An 18,805-nucleotide genomic window follows, 5' to 3' on the forward strand; every position below is an offset into this window, starting at 1 on the left:
GGCCGCTCAGGCGCGGCGCGATTGCGATTGGGGGTCGAGGATGTCGCGCAGGCCATCGCCCAGCAGGTTGAGGCCGAGCACGGTCATGAAGATGGCAAGCCCGGGAAAGACCGAGATCCAGGGCGCGGTGGTGATCTGGTCGCGCGCATCCGAGAGCATCGAGCCCCAGCTCGGGAAGGGCGGGCGGATGCCCAAGCCCAGGAAGGACAGGGCAGCCTCCGCCAGCACCGCCCCGCCCATGCCCAGCGTGCCGATGACGATGATCGGGCCGGCGATATTGGGCAGGATTTGTTTGAGCATGATCCGGGTATTGCCGCTGCCGAAGGAGCGCGCCGCCTCAACATAGCCCTGCTGCTTGATCGAAAGCGTCGCCGCCCGCGAAAGTCGGCAGGTATAGGACCAGTTGGTCAGCCCGAGCGCGATCAGGAGGCTGGTCAGGCCGGGCTGCAGGATCGCCATGATGGCGAGCGCGAAGATCAGCGAAGGGATCGAGAGCATCAGATTGGTCAGGCCGTTGACGAAATCATCCCACCAGCCGCCCCAATAGCCCGCCGATAGTCCGAGTGCGACCCCGATCAGGGTGTTGATTAACTGCGAGACGATGCCGACGGTCAACGAGATGCGTGCGCCGTAGAGCACGCGGCTGTAGATGTCGCGCCCCTGCGCGTCGGTGCCGAACCAGAACTCGCTGCCGGGCGGCACCTCGGCATTCATCAGGTTGGCGTCCATGACCGGATCTGTATGTGCCAGCCAGGGCGCCAGAGTGCCACCGACGATCACAGCTGCGAAAAGCACGCCGCCGATCCAGAGATTAGCTCTAAATTTCATAGGCTTACTCGATCCTAGCTGTATTTGATGCGTGGATCGATCAACGCGCAGAGCACGTCCACGACGATATTGACGATGAGGAAGAACAGCACGAGCAGCAGGATGCAGGCCTGGACGACGGGTATGTCGCGCAACGAGACGCTATCGACCAGCAGCGACCCGATGCCTGGCCAGGCGAACAGCTTCTCGATCACGACGGCGCCGCCCATGATCGAGCCGAACTGCAGGCCGAGCGTCGTCAGCACGATGACGGCTGCGTTGCGCGCCACATGCCAGCGCATCACCCGGACTTCGCTGTTGCCTTTGGCGCGCGCGGTGCGGACGAAGTCTGCGTTCATCACCTCGAGCACGGCAGCCCGCGTGGTTCGTGCCAGCAGGGCCAGCGGCGCCACGCCGAGCGCGACAGCCGGCAGCACGAGATAGCGCGGATTACCGTCGCCATAGCCGAAACTGGGGAACCAGCCGAGCAACAGGGCGAAGGTGTACATCAGCATCAGGCCGAGCCAGAACTGCGGCAGAGACAGGCCGGAGACGGCGACGACCATCGACTGCATGTCGACCCATCCGCCGGGCTTGAGAGCGGCAAGAAAGCCAAGCGGGACGCCGAATGCGATCGCAAACAGCATCGCGGCCATGGAAAGCTGCAAGCTGGGCCAGATCCGCTCCGACAGTGAATTGATCACGGGCTGACGCGTTCTGAAGGATGTCCCGAGGTCCAATGTCAGCAGTTTCGCGGCATATTTGCCAAAGCGCAGATGCACGGGTTCGTCGAGACCGAACTGCGTGTTCATCCGCGCCACAGCCTCAGCATCGATGGCCGAGCGGCCATCGGACGACTGTGTGGATGCGAAGTCGCCGGGGATCACGCTGAACATCACGAAGACCAGCGCCGCAACGGCGAGCAGGATCGGCACGGCCTGCAGCAATCGCTTGAAGATATAGGGCAGCATGGGCAGCTCCTGGCCATGAACGCCCGGCGGAACGAGCCGCCGGGCGTAGGGACTTGGCGCGGGAGGGTTACTTCGCCGCCGGCGACGAGGCGTCGACCCAGAGATCCTCGAAATATTGCAGGGCGAGCTCTGTCGCGTTCGGCTGCAGGCCGTGCAGCCAAGGCTGATAGGCCAGCACCGCCTTGTTGTAGTTGAAGAACCAGACCGGCGCGTCGGCATAGACGATCGCATTGGCCTGCTTGATGAGGTCGAGGCGCTTGGCGGCGTCGCCGGTGGTGCCGGCCTCGTCGAGCAATTTGTCGACCGCGGGGTTCTTGTAGGTGGTGTAGTTGCAGGCGCTCTGCGGCGTCGCCGAGTGGAAGCACTTCATCGCCGTCAGCGGGTCGGGCCCCGAGGTGTTCGACCAGATATAGGCCTGGAAATCGCCTTTCGCGACGATGCCGCCCAGGGCCGACCCCTCGACCGGCTTGACCTTCACCTTGATGCCGACCTTGGCCAGCATCGGGATCGTCGCCTCGACGATCGGCATGCCCCAGCTCTCATTGGGCGTCGCGGTCCATTCGAATTCGAAGCCGTCGGGATAACCGGCTTCAGCCAGGAGCTTCTTGGCCTTCTCTGGATTGAAGTCATAGGGCTGCATCGCCTTGTCATAGGCCGGCGAGGAGAGCGGCAGCCAGCCGGTGGCGCGATAGGCCTTGTCGCGGACGAGGCGCTTGATGATCAACTCGCTGTCGATGGCGTGGTTGATCGCCTGGCGCACACGCTTGTCGGCAAAAGGCTTGAAGCCTGGATTCATGCCCATATTGCGGGTGAAGACCTCGGCGACCTCGAGAATGCCCTTCGACAGGTTGGGGTCGGCCTTGTAGGCGACGTATTGCGTCGGCCCCAGGATCGAGACGTCGATCTCCTTGTTGCGGAAGGCGACGTCGCGGGCGGCAGCCTCTCCCATCGGCGAGATCACCAGCTTGTCGGCATAGGGCTTGCCGGGCTGATAGAACTTCTCCCAGCGCTCGAAGACCATGCGCGAGCCGGGGATATGCTCGACGAATTTGAACGGACCGAGTCCGATCGGCTTGTTGAAGAAGTCCGGCGCCTGGGCCTCCTTGGCAGGGTAGATCGAGGTCGTCGCGAAGTTGAAGAGGAAGCCGGGCTCGGTGCGCTCGGTGAAGGTCATCTCGAGCGTGAAATCGTCGATCTTCCTGAGGCCCACGATCTCCTTGGCCTGGCCCTTCTCGACATCGATCGCGCCCTTGAGCAGGCGGACATAGCGCGCGGCAGGATAGCTCTTCGAGCCGTCCATCAGACGCGTGAAGGACCAGATGATGTCGTCGGCGACCATCTTGCGGCCATTGTGGAAGAGCGCGTCGTCCCTGAGCTTGAAGGTGTGGACGAGGCCGTCGGCCGAAACCTCGACGCTTTTGGCGAGCTCGAGCACCGGCTTGTTGTTGGCCGAATCCCAATTGTAGAGCGAGCGGTGCAGCGCCTTGCCGTAGATCTCGTCCTGGATTTGGTTGGAGACGTGGCTGTCATTACTGACGAAGGAGGCCGCATAAGGCGCGGTGAAGCGGATGGTGCCGCCCCGACGCGGTTCCTGTGCCTGGACCGTAAAGGCCGCGAGCGTCAGCGCGGTCGTGAAGACAAATGTCTTGAGCATCGAATATCCTCCCATATGCGCCGTCTAACCGGACCGCTCATCGGCCTGGCTGCGGCTTTTCCGTTTTGCCGGCGCGGTTGGGGCCGGATCTCTCCGGCCTTCCGCGCCTGGCTGGTTTGGCGCAGTCAGCTTGCGGCGGACACGCGCTCGAATACGACAACGCCGCCGCGGATCGTCAGATCGCAGCGCGTGTCCTTCAAGATCTCGTCGGGCGCTGCCGCCAGCAGGTCGCGTGAGAACACGGCGACATCGGCCAGGAAACCGGGCGCGAGTCTGCCCTTCACGGCCTCCTGCTTCTGCGAGAAAGCGCCGAACTCGGTATAGGCCTGCAATGCCTCTTCGATCGAGACGCGCTGGGCTTCGTCCATCACCGTGCCGCGCCAGGTCTGGCGGGTCAGCATGGCGTGGAAGTTCGGGAAAGGATTTGGGTCACAGACCGGCGCGTCGCTGCCGGTCGCAGGCTTCAGGCCGAGATCGAACCAGGTCCTGAACGGATAGCTTGGCAGAGCGCGCTCCGGTCCCAGAACCTTGACATAGGCGTCGCCGAAATCATGGATGAAGACCTGCTGCGGGCAGGGGTAGATGCCGGCCGCGACCATGCGCTCATGCTGCCTGGGCGTCGAGAAACCGCAATGTTCGACGCGATGGCGCCGGTCCGGATCGGGATGGGCCTTGAGCGCCTTCTCATAGGCGGTGATCAATTGCTCGATCGCGGCGTCGCCAATGGCGTGGCAGGCGAGCTGGTAGCCCTTGGCATGGATATCCATGACCATGCGCTCGAGTTCAGCATCGTCCAGCATCCAGACGCCGGTTGTCTTGTCCTCGCCGAGATAGGGCTGGCTCATCCAGGCGGTGCGGCCGCCGGCCGAGCCGTCGAGGAAAAGCTTCACCGCGCCGATCATCAGCATGTCGTCGCCGGTGCCCGAAATCAGCCCGGCAGCATGGCATTGCGGCACGATCGAGCGGCCTTCGTCGCCGAGCAGGGTCAGCCAGGTGCGCACCGGCAGGCGGCCGTCGCGCTTGGCGCAGTGATAGGCGGCGATTTCTGCAAAGCCCGCCTTCTGGCCGACAGCGGCGTCCATGCAGCTGGTGATGCCGAGCGAGAGCAGGTAATGCCCGGCGCGCTCGATCGCCGCGACGATCTCGGCCTCGCTCGGCAGCGGGATCGCGGCCTGTATCGGGGCACGGGCGTTCTCGGCGAGCAGACCGGTGAGCCGGCCGTTCTGTTGCTCGATCAGGCCGCCTTGCGGCGTCGGCGAGGCCTCGTCGATGCCGCCGAGTGCGAGCGCCGCCGAGTTGCAGATCGCGATATGGCCGCAGGTGCGCACCAGCATGACCGGATTGTCAGGGGCTGCGCGGTCGAGTTCCTCGCGGAAGGGATGACGGCCGGTGTCGAGCTTGGTCTGGTCGTAGCCACGCGAGAGGATCCATTCGCCGGGTTTCGCCGCGGCGGCGCGGGCCGCGATGGCGCCGAGCAATGCCTCCAGTGTCGGCGCGGCGGCGGGCTTTGAATCGACCCAGTCCATGGTCAGCCCGAGCGAGACCAGATGGAGATGGGAATCGTTCAGGCCCGGCGTCGCCAGCCGCCCCTTCAGATCGATGACCCGTGTCTTGGGGCCGATCAGCGGCGCGATCTCGCTGTCCTGGCCCGCGGCGAGCACCTTGCCCTGCCAGAGCGCCAGCGCCTGCTTGACGCCATCCTCGCGACCGCACCAGATCGGGCCGTTCCGCAATACGATATCGGCCTGCACGCTCATGGGCGGGACCTCGTTGCCACCTTGCTCGCCTTGGTCATCGCTGTCCTCCGATTGCCTTGTTGTCGCCGGCGCTTCAGGGCCGGTCGTCGTCAGATATCGTCGAGCGGGAAGATCGGCCGGCGCACCTTGCGGTAGGGCCGGGTCTTGAAGTTGCGGGTCGAGAGCGCGCCGGTGTCGACCTCCAGCACCTCGCATGCGACGGGCTCGAAGGCGGCGCGGAAATGCTGCATCGATTTGACGATCAGGGTCGATTTGCGGGCCGGATCGACGCCGAGCGAGGTGAACTGGGCGAGATCGGTCGCCTGGCCGTTATGGCTGATCACGATGATCTCGACATCATCGACGCGGAGCAGGGCGGACAGCCCGTAATTGCGCCAGACGCCGCCGCCCATCGGGCCATAGGCGATGAAGTGGCCGTCGGTCAGCGCCACGACATGGGCGTCGAGATCGAGCGGCCCGCCGCCCGTCGATGGATCGACCTTGCCGCCGAGCTTGAGCCTGACCCGGTTGCCGACGCCCGCCGCCTGGGCAGCGAGCGCGGCCTGCGGATCGCGGATCGCGTGGAAGCCGACATTGTGGAGCCCGGCATCGAGCACGGCGCGCAGCAGATTGGTCGCGTCGCCATAGGCGCCGGAACCCGGATTGTCGGAATAGTCCGAGATCAAGAGCGGCTTGTCATATTGCCCTTCGCCAGCCTTGGCGCGGGCCATGGCTTCTGCCAGCGGTGTGAAGCTGATCGAGGAGAAATGCCGCTGCTCCCAAGCATAGTCCATCAGCTCCTCGGCGATGGCCTGAGCCCGGCCGCGATCATTGGCGGTGACGGCGACGGAGGGGCCGATATCGTGGACATCGGCGGAGGAGAAGCCGGCTTGCACGCTGACCACCAGCGCTTCGCCGGAGGCCTCAAGGGCGTCGCCCCGGCGCAGCAATTCCTTGAAGGGCGGCGAGGTCGTGCGGCCGCCGTCGAGCGCGTAGAGGATCGGGCGGCGGGCGACTGCGACCTTTGGCCTGATCTCGCCGGCCATGGCCCTTTCGAGCAAGCGCGCGCCCTGCCAGCTCCGCTCGTACTGATCGATATGGGGATAGGTACGGTAGGAGATCAGCGCATTGGCGCTGTCGGCCATGAGCTGCGTCAGGGTGGCGTGGAGGTCGAGCACGGCGATAACCGGGATGTCGGGGCCGAGCCGCTTGCGCAGCCGGGCGAGCAATTCGCCCTCGCCATCATCGGAGCTTTCCGTCGCCATCGCACCATGGAGATGCAGCAATACGCCATCGACGTCGGCGCTGGCGTCGAGGATGTGGCCGGCGAAGAGCTCGAAAGCCGCGTCCAAGACGCGGCCGGACGGGTTGGCGCCTGTCACCAGCGGGTGAACGAGGTTCCAGCCGAAGTTCTCGGCGGCCTCGAAGGCTGCGCCCATCGCGGTTCGCGTGCCACGAAACGCTTGTGGAATCGCGTTGCCGAGATAGACGCCATGCGCCTCGAAGGCGTCCTGGCCGGTGAGTTGAACACTGAAGGTGTTCGTCTCATGCATGAATTCCGCGATCAGTACGCGCCGCCCCATCGCCTCGTTGCCCTCCCGGAGCCGGATAAAGAGCAGGTTTCACGCGAAAGCCGCTTCCAGCCTTCTCGCATCCTGCTCTGGTCGTTTCCTGTCCCAATACCCTTTTCGACTCTTGTGGCTGGTCGTTCGGGTCGCTGCCAATTCCCTTGCGTGCATGTGCTCCCTGCATTCGGGCGCTTGCCGAGCCCGGGCGGATATGCTCGCCGCTCTGTCAGGCGGCGCGGCTGGTCTCACTCGCCGGCATGTCGCCATGGTCTTGTGCCCGGGCATAGACCTTGCCGAAGCGGTTGGCGAGGAAGGCCTGAAGCGTGATGTCCTCCTGCCGGACGAAGCCGCTTTGCGGGAGGGTTCCATTCGCGAGCAGATCGAGCACCGTGCAGATGCCGGCCGCGGTGGTGATCTGGATGGCGCTGCGCGTCACGCCGTCGACCAGGCCGCTATAGATCTTGTGGGCGTAGGTCTCCTGCACGAGGCGGCCGCCTTTGCGGCCGCTCACCGTGACGAAGACGATGACGACGTCCTGCAAGGTGCTCGGCAGCGCGTTCTCGAAGATGTCCTTCAGCACGTCGCGACGATCGGCCAATCGCAGATCCTGCAGCAGCACCTTCATGAGGGCGCAATGGCCGGGATAGCGGATGGTGCGGTAGTTCAGCGTGCGGACCTTGCCGGCCAGTGTCTCGCAGAGCGTGCCGAGGCCGCCCGAGGTGTTGAAGGCCTCATAGGTGACGCCGTCGAGCGAGAACTCCTCGCGCTCTTCCAGCGCTGGGACGAGGACATGCTCGCCATTGGCAATCGCTTCGCAGGGCTCGCAATATTCGTTGATGATCCCGTCCGTGCTCCAGGTCAGGTTGTAGCCGAGCGCGTTGGAGGGATATTGCGGCAAGGCGCCGACCCGGAGCTTGAGCGAGTCCAGCGTGTCGAAATCGCGCGCCAGATCGGCCGCCACGATCGAGATGAAGCCGGGCGCGAGGCCGCATTGCGGGATCAGTGCGGCCCTGGCGTCGACAGCCAGCTCCTTGACGCGCTTCGTGCTCGCAACATCCTCGGTCAGGTCGAGATAATGCACGCCGAGCGGGGCGGCGGCTTCGGCAATCAGCGTCGTCAGATCGTAGGGCGCGGCGCTCAGCACGGCGAAGCGGCCAGCGAGCAGGCGGTTCAGGGCAGCGGCATCGGCGATGTCGATCGTCTGGGTCGAGACGGTCGCGCTCTTGCGGATTCCGGCGAGCTGAACGTCGGAACGATCGGCCACGATGACGCGGTAATCGCCGCTTCCGCCGAGCAGATCGGCGATCGTTGCTCCGATCTTGCCCGCGCCAACCACCACCACGTCCCGCATCGTCTTCGTCCTCAGCTGCAATCCTTAAGAGCGATGGTCGCTCGCGGCATCATCGGATAGAAGCCACGAACACGACGATTCATATGGTATTTTTCGGCAGATCGCCGTAAGCATTACTCAAGATGACGATCGACCAGACCGACCGCCTCCTGCTCGTGCTGCTGACCGAGAACGCCCGCGCGCCGGTCGCCGAACTCGGCCGCAAGCTCGGCTTGTCGCGCACCACCGTGCAAAGCCGGATCGAGCGCCTGGAGCGGCGCGGTGTCATCGCCGGCTATACCGCGCGCCTCTCCGACGATCACGAGAAGGGGCTGGTCAAGGCGCATGTGCTGATCACGGCGATGCCGAAGCTTGCGCCCAAGGTCGAGGCGGAATTGCGCCGGATTCCGGAGGTCCGGATGCTGCATTCCGTCAGCGGGCATTTCGACATGATCGCGATCGTGGTGGCGCCATCGATTGGCGAGCTCGACCAGCTCATCGACCGGATCGGCGGACTTGAAGGTGTCGAGCGGACGATGTCCTCGATCATCCTCTCGACGCGGATCGAGCGTTAGAGCCTGGCGCTTGGAATTCCATGGCTTGCCAGGTGTGGGTGCACCGGCTTTGATCCCAGCAGGCCGTCTCTCACGACGCGGCGGGTTCAATCTACCAATCAACTTGCATACCAAACGGCCTGCTCAAGCAGGCGGCTATCGGGAGAGAAGCATGACGGTCGTTGCATTGTTCGGCGCTGGCGGAAAGATGGGGATGCGGCTTGGGCGCAACCTTGCCGGCTCACATTTTCAGACGCGCCATGTCGAGGTCAGCCCGGCCGGTCGCGAGCGCGTGAAGCAGGCCTATGGCTTGGACTGCCTGGACGCGGCCGAGGCTATCATGGGTGCTGACGTCGTGGTCTTGGCGGTGCCGGATACCGCTGTCGGCGCGGTCGCGCATGATCTCGTGCCGAAGCTTGCCCCCGGCACCATGGTCGTCATCCTCGATGCCGCCGCCCCACATGCCGGCCATCTGCCTGAGCGCGCCGACATCACCTATTTCGTCACCCATCCCTGCCATCCGCCGATCTTCAACGACGAGACCGATCCGGCGGCGAAGGCGGACCATTTCGGCGGCATCGCCGCCAAGCAGCATATCGTCAACGCATTGATGCAGGGGCCCGACGCGCATTATGCGCTCGGCGAGGAGGTCGCGCGTGCGATCTGGGCGCCGGTGATGCGTTCGCACCGGGTCACGGTCGAGCAGATGGCGATTCTGGAGCCCGGCCTGTCGGAGACTGTCTGCGCCACGCTGCTGGATGCGATGCGCGAGGCGATGGAGGAGGCGATCGCGCGCGGCGTACCGCGCGAGGCGGCGCGCGACTTCCTGCTCGGCCATATGAACATCCTCGCCGCCGTGACGTTCGAGCAGGTCCAGGGCGTGTTCTCCGACGCCTGCAACAAGGCGATCGTCTTCGGCAAGGACACGATCCTCAAGCCGGATTGGAAGCGGCTCTTCGAGCCGGAGGAGATCTCTGAGAGTGTGCGCCGCATCACCTGAGACACAGCCCGAAGTGACGACGCTCGGCTCAATGTCTGGGGCCTAGCCCCCAAGCGCGCGGTCATCCCGGGCGGAGCGAAGCGCAGACCCGGGATCCATTCCGGAGCGCTGACCGGGGAGGTTCAGGGATGGATCCCGGATCTCCCGGAGCCTGCCATCGGGCCGGCTGAAAGCCGGACCCGGTGGGTCGCCCGGGATGGCCGCGTGTTTGATTTTTGACTATATCGTATTGAAATCGTGGCGCTTCCTGCTCCGCCCCTGACGGACGTGGCCCCTGTCATCTCATGCGCCGCTCATTCCCGGCGCTGGTCACGCAGGCCTGCGCTGCCTCAATTTTTTGCCGAATTCGCCCATGGATTGAGCGCTCTCGTCTCGATTGGCTCTTGACGTGTCCCATTGGTATACCAAAAATATCCCACAAGGAGCCAATGCCTTTGACCACGTCATCAAGCCCTTCCGACGCGAGCCTTGCCGACGACGTCGACGAGTCGCTGGCCGAGCGCGCCAAGCAGCAGATCCGGCAGATGATCCTCGTCGGGGAATTGCCCGGCGGCGCGGTCGTCCAGGATCGCCGCCTGGCCGAAAAGCTCGGCCTGTCGCGGACGCCGGTTCGCGAGGCGCTCGGCCGGCTGGCGGGCGAGGGCTATCTGCGCCGTGACCGGCGGATCCTCACCGTTCATTCGGTCTCGATCGAGGACGTCATGGAAATCCTGGCGACGCGTCGTGTCCTCGAAGGCGAGACGGCGCGGCTGGCGACCGGGCGGCTCGCGCCGGCGCGCATCGCGGACATCCGCGCCGCCGTCGAGGGCATGGTCAGCGCGGCTGCCGTCTCGCATGACAAGCACTGGTCGGTGGACGATCTGGTGCATCTCTCCATCGCCGAGGCTGGCGGCAACGGGCTGATGGCGCGGATGGTCAAGGATCTGCGCGAGCGGACCCGGATGTTCGGCCTCGCCCGGATTCCGCGCCGCTTCGATCCGGGCAAGGGCGAGCACCTTGCCATTCTGGCCGCGATCGAGGCCGGCGATGCGGAGACCGCCGCGCTGGCCATGCAAAGCCATATCGACAATGCCCGCCAGGGCATCCTCGACCTGCTGGCGGGAACGCTGGCGAGGGATGCGCGGTGAAGCGGCTCAGCATCAGGTCATGGCGCGCAAGCCAGGAAAGGACGACGAGATGAGCGGACGATTGCTCTTCCTGCAGAACGGACCCAGCCGGAACTCGGTCGCGCAGCTGCCCGAGCGCTTCGCCTCCTGGGGGCTCGATGTCGATGCGCGCTGGGCTTATGACGGCGACTTCCCCGAGCGGCTCGACGGCTATGACGGCATCTTTCTCTCGGGCAGCCCGCATGGCGCCTATGAGGACGTGCCCTTCATCCATCGCGAGCATGAATTGATCAGGGAGGCCGTGAGCCTCGACATCCCGATGCTCGGCGTCTGCTTCGGCAGCCAGATCCTGGGTTCGGCGCTATGCGGGCGCGACCAGGTGTTTCGCCGCTCCGTCTGCGAGGTCGGCAATAAATGGCTTGATGTTGCGTCGGCGGCGCGGACGGACCTGATCGCCGACGCGATCGGCGAGCGTGTCTACATGTTCGTCTGGCACAATGACGAGGTGCGCGCCGGCCATCCGGACATGACGATCCTGGCGTCCAGCGATCTCTGCCCCAACCAGATCTGGCGTTACCGCGATCGCAAGGTCTGGGGCATCCAGGGCCATCCCGAGGTGACGCAGGCGCAGGCGCGGGTCTGGTTCGAGCAGAACCGGGTCACCATGGAGCGCGACGGCGCCGATATCGACGAGCTCAAGGCGACCGCCGACGAGGCGCTGCCTGCCAAGACCATGCTCAGCAAATTCGCCGCCCTGTGCGGCGCCACGGCCGCGTAGCCCGCGTCCAATCTTGAGGAGAAGCGTGATGAAGAAGCTGCTCATCGCAGCGGCCGTAGCGGCCTTGCTCGCTCCGGTCGCGGCATCCGCGAAGGAGATGACCTTCGCCTCATGGGGCGGGGCCTATCAGGAGGCGATCCGCAAGGCCTGGATCACCCCGTTCTCGAAGGAGAGCGGCATCAAGGTCGAGGAGGATACCGGCCCCGATACCGCCAAGATCAAGGCGATGGTCGACACCAAATCGGTGACCTGGGACGTGGTGACCGGCGGTGGTGGCGGGTTGATGCGCGGCGTCAAGCTCGGCCTGTTCGAGAAGATCACGCCCGACATGGTCAAGACCGACCATGTCCTGCCCGGCGCGCGCAATGACTACGCCATCCCCTCCGAGATCTTCTCGACCCTGATCGGCTATTCGACCAAGGCCTTCCCGACGACCGGCGCGCAGCCCAAGAGCTTCGCCGATTTCTGGGACACCGCGAAGTTCCCGGGCAAGCGCACGCTGCCTGATGCACCGGAGACGGTGGTCGAGGCGGCATTGCTCGCCGATGGCGTGCCGATGGCCGATGTCTACAAGACGCTTTCGACCGAAGCCGGCCTCAAGCGCGCACTCGACAAGATCCGTGCCTTGAAGCCGCAGGTCGCGGTCTGGTGGTCGAGCGGGGCGCAGCCCGTCCAGGCGCTGGGCTCCGGCGACGTCGTCATGGCGCTCGGCTGGAACGGCCGCTTCCAGGCCGGCATCGACTCGAAGCTGCCGATCGCGATGGCCTGGGACCAGCAGATCCCGCAGGTCGGCTTCTTCATGATCCCCAAGGGCGCGCCCAACAAGGCTGAGGCCGTCGCCTTCCTGAACTACATGGTCAAGCCCGAGAACAATGCCCGGCTGAGCGAATATGTCGCTTATGGCCCGGTGACCGAACAGGCCTGGGCCTCGATCGATGCAGGCCGTGCCGCCACCCTGCCCTCCACGCCCGAACGGCTCAAGAACGCGCTCTTCCTCGACATCGAATGGTGGGCCGAGAATGGCGCGAAGGTGACGGAAGCCTACAAGACGATGCTCAAGGAATGACGATGGCGACCCCCAGCTACTGGTTCCCGCGCGAGGATTACCTCGCGCGGGTTGACAAGATCCGGGCCGAGCTCGTGCGGACCGAGCAGGACGCGTTCATCGCCTTCCTGCCGGAGACGGTGACTTATCTCACCGGCTTCTTCACGCGCGGCTATACGAGCTTCCAGTTCGCAATTATCCCGGCCGATGGCGAGCCGGTGCTGTTCTGCCGCGATGTCGAGGAATATTACCTCGACGCGACCTGCGTCTTCCCCAAACGGGTGATGTGGACCGATTCCGACGATCGCCATGCCGTCGCGGCCCGCGCGATCAGCGAGGCGGTCGGCGCCAAGGCGCGGCTCGCCGTGGAGATGCAGGCCTGGCCGCTGAGCGTGTCGCGCTATGACGCCTTGCGCGCGGCCTTGCCGGAGGCGCAATGGAGCGACGCCTCGCGTTTCGCCACCGAAATGCGCTTCATCAAATCCCGCGCCGAGATCGCCTATCAGCGCTCTGCCGGCAAGGCGGCGGAAGCCGGCATGGCGGCCGGCATCGCCTCGGCCAAGGCCGGGGCGACCGAGCGTGAGATGGCAGCCGAGATCTGCGCCGCGATGATCCGCGCCGGTAGCGACCTGCCGGGGCCGGGTGTGCTTTCCTCGGGCGAGCGCGCCTATCACCTGCATGGCGGCTATTCCGATCGCGTGCTCGAGCGGGGCGACATCGTCCAGTTGGAGACGACGCCCAATGTCCGGCACTACCACGCCCGCTTCATGCGGCCGATCAAGGTGGCGGAGGCGACCGATGCCGAGCACGCCATCGTCGAGCAGTTGATCGCCATCCAGGACGCGGCGATCGCTGCGGTGAAACCAGGCGTGGCGGCGATCGTGCCGGATGCAATCTATCGCGAGGGCGTGCTCGCGGCCGGCCTGCGCGAGACCTACACCAACAAGACCTTCTACTCGGTCGGGCTGATGTTGCAGCCCAATGGCGGCGAGCCGCTGGAGGCCGAGCCCAGGGCGAGCTGGTCCTTCGTGCCTGGCATGACCTTCCATACCTATGTGCTGGCGAAGGGGTTCGGCATGTCCGAGACCATCGCCGTGACGGACAACGGCTGCGAGCGCTTGACCAATTTCCCGCGCCGCCTGTTCGTGTCGTGAGGCTCACCGCGTGACCGGGATCGCCACCAGCGAGGGTCGCAGCCGCAGCGCGGTCGGGCGGGGTTTCCCGGTCTGGCTCGGCCTCGCGCCCTTCGCCCTCGTGCTTGCCGTTCTGTTTGCCGCGCCGGTGCTGTCCCTGCTGCGGCTCGGCTTCGGCGAGGGCGCCTTCACGCTCGCGCAATTCCAGCGCCTGATCGACGTGCCGGTCTATCGCTCGGTGCTGGGCACGACCTTCGGCATCGCGGGGCTGGTCACCGGGCTCTCGGTGCTGGCGAGCTACCCGCTTGCCTATGTCATGGCGACGGTCGGCCCGCGCACGCGCAACCTGCTCCTGATCCTCGTCCTGCTGCCGTTCTGGACGAGCGCGCTGGTGCGCACCACCGCCTGGATCATCCTGCTGCAGAGCAATGGCGTGGTGAACCAGCTCCTGATGGCGGGCGGCCTGACCTCGTCGCCGATCGCCTTCGTCTATAATCTCTCGGGCGTGCTGATCGGCATGACGCATGTGCTGATGCCCTTCGTCGTGCTGCCGCTCTATGCCGCCTTCCGCAGCCTCGAACTCTCGACCGTCCAGGCGGCCGAGGGCCTGGGCGCCGGGCCGCTCACCATCTTCAGTCGCATCATCCTGCCGCTGACGGCGCCGGGCGTGGTCGCTGGTGCGATGATCGTCTTCATGAACGCGATCGGCTTCTACCTGACGCCGGCACTGATGGGCGGGCCAGGGCAGACGATGATCGCCCAGATGATCGCCACCAACATCAACAAGGAACTCGACTGGCCGTTCGCCGCGGCGCTGGCGAGCGTGCTCCTGGTCGCGACGGTCTCGCTGCTGGCGCTGTTCCAGCGCCGTTTCGGGCTCGACCGCCTGATCGAGGGCGGCGGCGGCAAGGCGGGCGAGCCCTTCACCGTGACCTCGCGCGGGCGCTCATGGGGTGGCTGGGCGGCGGTTGCTGCGGCCGTTCTGGTCGCAGCCTTCCTGATCGCGCCGATCGTGATCGTTTTCCCGATGAGCCTGGGCTCCTCGCCCTTCCTGAGCTTCCCGCCCGACAGCTACAGCCTGGTCTGGTACGAGAACTTCTTCTCGACCAGCAAATGGATGGCGGCGCTGACGCGCTCGCTGCAGATCGCGGCGCTGGTGGTGGTGATCTCGGTCGGGCTCGGTACGCTTGCCGCGCTCGGTGTCTCGCGGATGCGGCCGCGCTGGCGCGCTTTGGTCGAGACGCTGTTCATCCTGCCGATGATCGTGCCGGTGATCATCCTGGCGGTCGGGCTCTACTACCTGCTCGCGCCGACCGGCCTCGTCGGCTCGATCTGGGGCGTGACGCTCGGCCATGTCGTGCTGGCGACGCCCTATGTCTTCATCACCGTGCGGGCGGCCTTGAAATCCTTCGACGGCAATCTCGAACTCGCCGCGCTGGGCCTGGGCGCCTCATGGCCGACGATGTTTCGCCGCGTCATGCTGCCGGGCATTGCGCCTGGCATCGCGGCGGGCGCCATCTTCGCCTTCATCACCTCCTTCGACGATGTCGTCATCGCGCTGTTCCTGACCAATATCCGCAGCCGGACCTTGCCGAAGCTGATGTATGAGGGCGTCGCGCATGAGATCGACCCGACCATCATCGCCGCCTCCTGTCTCATCATCCTGGTGACGATCCTGGTTCTGGGCGCCAACCTCCTCGTCTCGAAGCGCACATGACATGACCATTCCCGCTCTCGGCAAGGCCGTCTCGATCCGCAGGCTCGACAAGCATTACGGCGGCACCAAAGCGCTGGAGGGCGTCTCGCTGGAGATCGCGGCCGGCGAGTTCTGCACGCTGCTCGGCGCCTCCGGCTCGGGCAAGACGACGCTGCTCAAGACCATCGCCGGCTTCGAGAGCTATGATGCCGGTGCGATCCTGGTCGGTGGCGCGGATATCGGCCCCGTGCCGGTGTCGAAGCGCAATATCGGCATGGTCTTCCAGAACTATGCGCTGTTCCCGCATATGAGCGTGCGCCGCAACGTCGCCTTCGGCCTGGAGATGCGGCGTTTGGCGAAGCGGGAGGTCGATGCCCGTGTCGAGGAGGCGCTGGCGCTGGTCGATCTCACGGCGCTGGCCGAGCGGCAGCCGCGCCAGCTTTCGGGCGGGCAGCAGCAGCGTGTGGCGCTGGCGCGCGCCCTCGTCATCCGACCCGACATCCTGCTGATGGACGAGCCGCTCGGCGCACTCGACAAGAATCTGCGCCAGTCGATCCAGCTCGAACTGAAGCGGCTGCATGCGGCGGTCGGCGCGACGGTCGTCTATGTCACGCATGACCAGGAGGAGGCGCTTTTCCTCTCCGACAGGATCGCGCTGATGGACAAGGGCCGCATCGTGCAGACGGCGAGCCCGCAGGAGCTTTATGCGAAGCCGGCGAACCGTTTCGTCGCAAGCTTCCTCGGCGAGTGCAATTTCATCGCGATGGAGGCGGGCGAGGTCGCGGTCAGGCCGGAGAAGACGCGCCTCGGCGAGCAGGCCAGGGTCTGCGACCGCATGATCCAGGCCGAGATCCTGTCGGTGATCTTCATCGGCCGGGGCTACCGCATCCTGCTCAGCGCCGGCGGGCACGAGATCATGGCGCTGGCCGAGGCCAGCGACGAGATCGCCGCGCTTAAGCCCGGCCAGAGCGTCGCGGTCGGCTTCGACCAGAGCGACGTCATGCCGTTGGCCGCGGCCTGACGGGACGGCTGTTTACGCTCGCAACCACGCCGCCAGCCCGATTGCCCGGGATGGCGGCGAGGGTCTGAGTGAAGATGAAAAAGCTCTACCGCGCGCGTTTCGCGCCGACCAGCTCGTCCCATTTGCGGAAGGCTACGACCATCTTCTCGGGCTTCAGCGGCAGCTCGATCGGATTATTGGCGATGAGGTCGGCATATTCCGGCCGGCCGAATTCGGCGATGACCTTCTGGCTGCTTTCCGGGGCGAGCGAGAGCGGGACGTTCTTCACCGCCGGGCCCGGATAGAGATAGCCCTCGTCATAGGCATAGGCCTGCGCCTTGGGCGTCAGCACATAGGCCATCATGTCGAGGACCACGGCGAGGCGGTCATTGGGGACGCCCTTGGGCACGCACATGAAGAAGGCGTCCGAGACCCAGTGGAAGCCTTTCAGCGTCTGGATCTTCGCCTCTTTCGGGACGATGCCGAGCGCGCGCGGATTGATGTCCCAGCCGGTGGTCGAGATGATGATGTCGCGCGAGCCGTCGCCGAACTCCTTCATCGTCGCGCCGGTGCCGGTCGGGTAATATTCAACGTATTGGCCGAGTTCCTGGAGATAGGCCCAGGTCTTGTCCCAGCCACCGAGCGGGTCCTGCGGGTCCTTGTCGCCGAGGATATAGGGCAGGCCCATCATGAACGTGCGGCCCGGTCCCGAATTGGTCGGGCGGGCATACATGAAGCGGCCCGGATTGGCCTTGGCCCAGGCGAGCAGCTCTTCGGCCGTCGTCGGCACGGCCTTCACCCGCTCGGGGGCGTATTCGAGCAGCGGGCCTGACGGGTAGTAATTGACCACGACGCCGAAGCCGTCGCCCTGGACCTTGTGCAGGTTGAGCGCCGCCGGCTCGTAGTTCTCTTCGATCTTTGGGAATTTATCCGCGAAATCGGGCAGAATCTTCAGCCAGAGCTTCTGGTCGAGCCCAGCGGCGAGGCCGTCGCTGCCGGTGAGGACGAGGTCGAGATCGGCGCGGCCGGCATCCTGCTGCGCCTTGATCTTGCTGGCGAGCTCAGGTGCGGGCGCCTTCACGAAGGCGATGCGCGAGACCAGCTTGGGGTTGGCCGTACGGTAATCCTCGAAGGCTTTCTGCATCAGGGCGAGCGCGCCGCCGACATCGATGATGCTGATCGTGACCGGCGCGCTCGGCAGCGCTGGCGACGCGGCGAAAGCGCTGGGCGCACCGGCTGCGATTGCGCCCAGACCGCCTAGCACCGTGCGGCGGTTGATGCTCGTAAGATCCTGTTTCATCCGGTCTCTCCCCTGTTGTTGTGACTGGCTAGTTCCAACGCGTTTTCTTCACGCGAACCGGTATCCACTTCGCTCGAAAACGCTCTAGTGCACCGTTTCGATCGTGCCGAAACGGCGTTCGATTTTGTCGACGCGCACGCGCCGGACCCTTAGATCGTCGGACCATTCGACCTCGCTGTCCGCGAGTGCGATGCCGTGAGCGGCCAAGGCCGGCGCAAGCACGGCGAGCGGGTGGTGCGAGGCCATCGCGATCGCTTCATCCGGGGTTGCGAGCCCCCAGGCGACGACGTTGCGGATTGCCGCATCGAGACACAGCGCCGAGCCCGCGAGCAGGGCGGTGCCAGTCTGCCGGACCGAGCCGTCGGCGAGGCGCTCGACGCTCATGCCGGCGAAATCGTAGCGGCCCGTTTTGGCTGCCGCGCCGACCACCGCGTCGGTGACGAGGATCGAGCGCGACAGCCCTTTGGCCCGGATCAGCGATTGCAGGGCCTTGGGATGGATGTGGATGCCGTCGGCGATGAAGCTTGCCCACATCCGGTCCTCGGCGAGCTGGGCGAAGATCGGGTTGGCGAGCTTGTGAGCGGTCTGCGGCATGCCATTGCCAAGATGGGTCGAGAGCGTCGCGCCGGCTTCGGCTGCCGCCGCGATCTGATCGAAATCGGCGGCGGTGTGGCCGAGCGCGACGATGCGCCCTTGCCGGGCGAGGGTCTTGATCAACGCCGCCGCTCCCGCAACTTCCGGAGCGACCGTCACCATCAGGATCGGCCGCTTGAGCCCCTTCTGCAGGCTTTCGACGAGTCCGGAATCGGCTGCCGTCATCGCATCGGGCGGGTGGCAGCCGGCATAGCCGGCGGCGGGATTCAGGAAGGGGCCTTCGAGATGGTAGCCTGGGCACATCGCCGGCCCCAGCCGGCTGGCGGCAACGGCGGCGTCGAGCGCCTTGAAGCGCGCCTCCAATTCATCGGGATGGGCGGTGATGATCGTCGGCAGGCAGGTCGTGACGCCGGTCGCGAGCATCGCTTCCAGCGCCCGGTCCAGTTCGGCGGCGGTGATCGTGCCGGAATTGAAGTCGACGCCGGCGAAGCCGTTGACCTGGAGATCGACGAGACCGGCCGAGATCCGCATCG

Annotated in this window: 16 protein-coding genes; 8 read left to right on the forward strand and 8 right to left on the reverse strand. The window is 65.6% G+C overall.

Annotation, left to right across the window (positions count from 1 at the left end):
• Window positions 1-6 precede the first annotated feature (6 nt).
• From RMR04_RS03785 to RMR04_RS03810, 6 genes are all read right to left on the reverse strand, one after another.
• Complete coding sequence (locus RMR04_RS03785; protein WP_310146830.1) at window positions 7-828, reverse strand: ABC transporter permease; 822 nt, start codon at window positions 826-828, stop codon at window positions 7-9.
• Between the two features lie 14 nt (window positions 829-842).
• Window positions 843-1,778 carry an ABC transporter permease gene (locus RMR04_RS03790; RefSeq protein WP_311913046.1) on the reverse strand — a complete coding sequence of 312 codons (936 nt, stop codon included), beginning with the start codon at window positions 1,776-1,778 and terminating at the stop codon, window positions 843-845.
• 67 nt (window positions 1,779-1,845) lie between these two features.
• Entirely contained in the window at window positions 1,846-3,432 is a 1,587-nt protein-coding gene (locus tag RMR04_RS03795; RefSeq protein ID WP_311913047.1) for an ABC transporter substrate-binding protein, read from the reverse strand.
• A gap of 125 nt (window positions 3,433-3,557) precedes the next feature.
• Window positions 3,558-5,189, reverse strand: a complete 1,632-nt coding sequence (locus RMR04_RS03800; protein ID WP_311913048.1) for an amidohydrolase — start codon at window positions 5,187-5,189, stop codon at window positions 3,558-3,560.
• An 89-nt stretch (window positions 5,190-5,278) separates the two neighbouring features.
• Window positions 5,279-6,751 (reverse strand): M81 family metallopeptidase, encoded by a 1,473-nt coding sequence (locus RMR04_RS03805; RefSeq protein WP_311913049.1) that lies wholly within the window; start codon window positions 6,749-6,751, stop codon window positions 5,279-5,281.
• 211 nt (window positions 6,752-6,962) lie between these two features.
• The gene (locus tag RMR04_RS03810; RefSeq protein WP_311913051.1) at window positions 6,963-8,087 is read right to left on the reverse strand and encodes a saccharopine dehydrogenase family protein; all 1,125 of its coding nucleotides are present in this window, start codon (window positions 8,085-8,087) and stop codon (window positions 6,963-6,965) included.
• Between the two features lie 122 nt (window positions 8,088-8,209).
• Here RMR04_RS03810 and RMR04_RS03815 point away from each other — a divergent pair, with 122 nt between their 5' ends.
• From RMR04_RS03815 to RMR04_RS03850, 8 genes are all read left to right on the forward strand, one after another.
• The gene (locus tag RMR04_RS03815) at window positions 8,210-8,641 is read left to right on the forward strand and encodes an Lrp/AsnC family transcriptional regulator (RefSeq protein WP_311913052.1); all 432 of its coding nucleotides are present in this window, start codon (window positions 8,210-8,212) and stop codon (window positions 8,639-8,641) included.
• Between the two features lie 151 nt (window positions 8,642-8,792).
• Window positions 8,793-9,620 carry a phosphogluconate dehydrogenase C-terminal domain-containing protein gene (locus tag RMR04_RS03820; protein WP_311913053.1) on the forward strand — a complete coding sequence of 276 codons (828 nt, stop codon included), beginning with the start codon at window positions 8,793-8,795 and terminating at the stop codon, window positions 9,618-9,620.
• Window positions 9,621-10,054: 434 nt separating this feature from the next.
• Window positions 10,055-10,747 carry a GntR family transcriptional regulator gene (locus RMR04_RS03825; protein WP_311913054.1) on the forward strand — a complete coding sequence of 231 codons (693 nt, stop codon included), beginning with the start codon at window positions 10,055-10,057 and terminating at the stop codon, window positions 10,745-10,747.
• Window positions 10,748-10,796: 49 nt separating this feature from the next.
• On the forward strand, window positions 10,797-11,504 hold the full coding sequence (locus RMR04_RS03830) for a type 1 glutamine amidotransferase (protein ID WP_311913055.1): 708 nt from the start codon (window positions 10,797-10,799) through the stop codon (window positions 11,502-11,504).
• A 28-nt stretch (window positions 11,505-11,532) separates the two neighbouring features.
• Window positions 11,533-12,570, forward strand: a complete 1,038-nt coding sequence (locus RMR04_RS03835) for an ABC transporter substrate-binding protein (RefSeq protein ID WP_311913057.1) — start codon at window positions 11,533-11,535, stop codon at window positions 12,568-12,570.
• 2 nt (window positions 12,571-12,572) lie between these two features.
• Window positions 12,573-13,703, forward strand: coding sequence for a M24 family metallopeptidase (locus RMR04_RS03840; protein ID WP_311913058.1), 1,131 nt, complete (start codon window positions 12,573-12,575; stop codon window positions 13,701-13,703).
• Between the two features lie 10 nt (window positions 13,704-13,713).
• A complete protein-coding gene (locus RMR04_RS03845; protein WP_311913059.1) occupies window positions 13,714-15,399 on the forward strand; it encodes an ABC transporter permease subunit in 1,686 nt (561 codons plus the stop codon).
• Between the two features lies 1 nt (window position 15,400).
• Entirely contained in the window at window positions 15,401-16,399 is a 999-nt protein-coding gene (locus tag RMR04_RS03850; protein ID WP_311913060.1) for an ABC transporter ATP-binding protein, read from the forward strand.
• Between the two features lie 85 nt (window positions 16,400-16,484).
• Here RMR04_RS03850 and RMR04_RS03855 read toward each other — a convergent pair whose 3' ends face one another.
• Together RMR04_RS03855 and RMR04_RS03860 are read right to left on the reverse strand one after the other, a co-directional pair.
• Window positions 16,485-17,678: an ABC transporter substrate-binding protein gene (locus RMR04_RS03855; protein ID WP_310146847.1), complete on the reverse strand. Its 1,194-nt coding sequence runs from the start codon at window positions 17,676-17,678 to the stop codon at window positions 16,485-16,487.
• 84 nt (window positions 17,679-17,762) lie between these two features.
• Window positions 17,763-18,803, reverse strand: a complete 1,041-nt coding sequence (locus tag RMR04_RS03860; RefSeq protein ID WP_311913061.1) for an N-acetylglucosamine-6-phosphate deacetylase — start codon at window positions 18,801-18,803, stop codon at window positions 17,763-17,765.
• Window positions 18,804-18,805: the final 2 nt, after the last annotated feature.

The organism is Bosea sp. 685 (assembly GCF_031884435.1).
Lineage (GTDB): Bacteria > Pseudomonadota > Alphaproteobacteria > Rhizobiales > Beijerinckiaceae > Allobosea.

What these genes read in the sequence shown, in the direction of transcription:
- RMR04_RS03785 (WP_310146830.1), bottom strand. Translation starts at nt 828, where the DNA reads ATGAAATTTAGAGCTAATCTCTGGATCGGCGGCGTGCTTTTCGCAGCT.
- RMR04_RS03790 (WP_311913046.1), bottom strand. Translation starts at nt 1,778, where the DNA reads ATGCTGCCCTATATCTTCAAGCGATTGCTGCAGGCCGTGCCGATCCTG.
- RMR04_RS03795 (WP_311913047.1), bottom strand. Translation starts at nt 3,432, where the DNA reads ATGCTCAAGACATTTGTCTTCACGACCGCGCTGACGCTCGCGGCCTTT.
- RMR04_RS03800 (WP_311913048.1), bottom strand. Translation starts at nt 5,189, where the DNA reads ATGAGCGTGCAGGCCGATATCGTATTGCGGAACGGCCCGATCTGGTGC.
- RMR04_RS03805 (WP_311913049.1), bottom strand. Translation starts at nt 6,751, where the DNA reads ATGGGGCGGCGCGTACTGATCGCGGAATTCATGCATGAGACGAACACC.
- RMR04_RS03810 (WP_311913051.1), bottom strand. Translation starts at nt 8,087, where the DNA reads ATGCGGGACGTGGTGGTGGTTGGCGCGGGCAAGATCGGAGCAACGATC.
- RMR04_RS03815 (WP_311913052.1), top strand. Translation starts at nt 8,210, where the DNA reads ATGACGATCGACCAGACCGACCGCCTCCTGCTCGTGCTGCTGACCGAG.
- RMR04_RS03820 (WP_311913053.1), top strand. Translation starts at nt 8,793, where the DNA reads ATGACGGTCGTTGCATTGTTCGGCGCTGGCGGAAAGATGGGGATGCGG.
- RMR04_RS03830 (WP_311913055.1), top strand. Translation starts at nt 10,797, where the DNA reads ATGAGCGGACGATTGCTCTTCCTGCAGAACGGACCCAGCCGGAACTCG.
- RMR04_RS03835 (WP_311913057.1), top strand. Translation starts at nt 11,533, where the DNA reads ATGAAGAAGCTGCTCATCGCAGCGGCCGTAGCGGCCTTGCTCGCTCCG.
- RMR04_RS03840 (WP_311913058.1), top strand. Translation starts at nt 12,573, where the DNA reads ATGGCGACCCCCAGCTACTGGTTCCCGCGCGAGGATTACCTCGCGCGG.
- RMR04_RS03850 (WP_311913060.1), top strand. Translation starts at nt 15,401, where the DNA reads ATGACCATTCCCGCTCTCGGCAAGGCCGTCTCGATCCGCAGGCTCGAC.
- RMR04_RS03855 (WP_310146847.1), bottom strand. Translation starts at nt 17,678, where the DNA reads ATGAAACAGGATCTTACGAGCATCAACCGCCGCACGGTGCTAGGCGGT.
- RMR04_RS03860 (WP_311913061.1), bottom strand. Translation starts at nt 18,803, where the DNA reads ATGCGGATCTCGGCCGGTCTCGTCGATCTCCAGGTCAACGGCTTCGCC.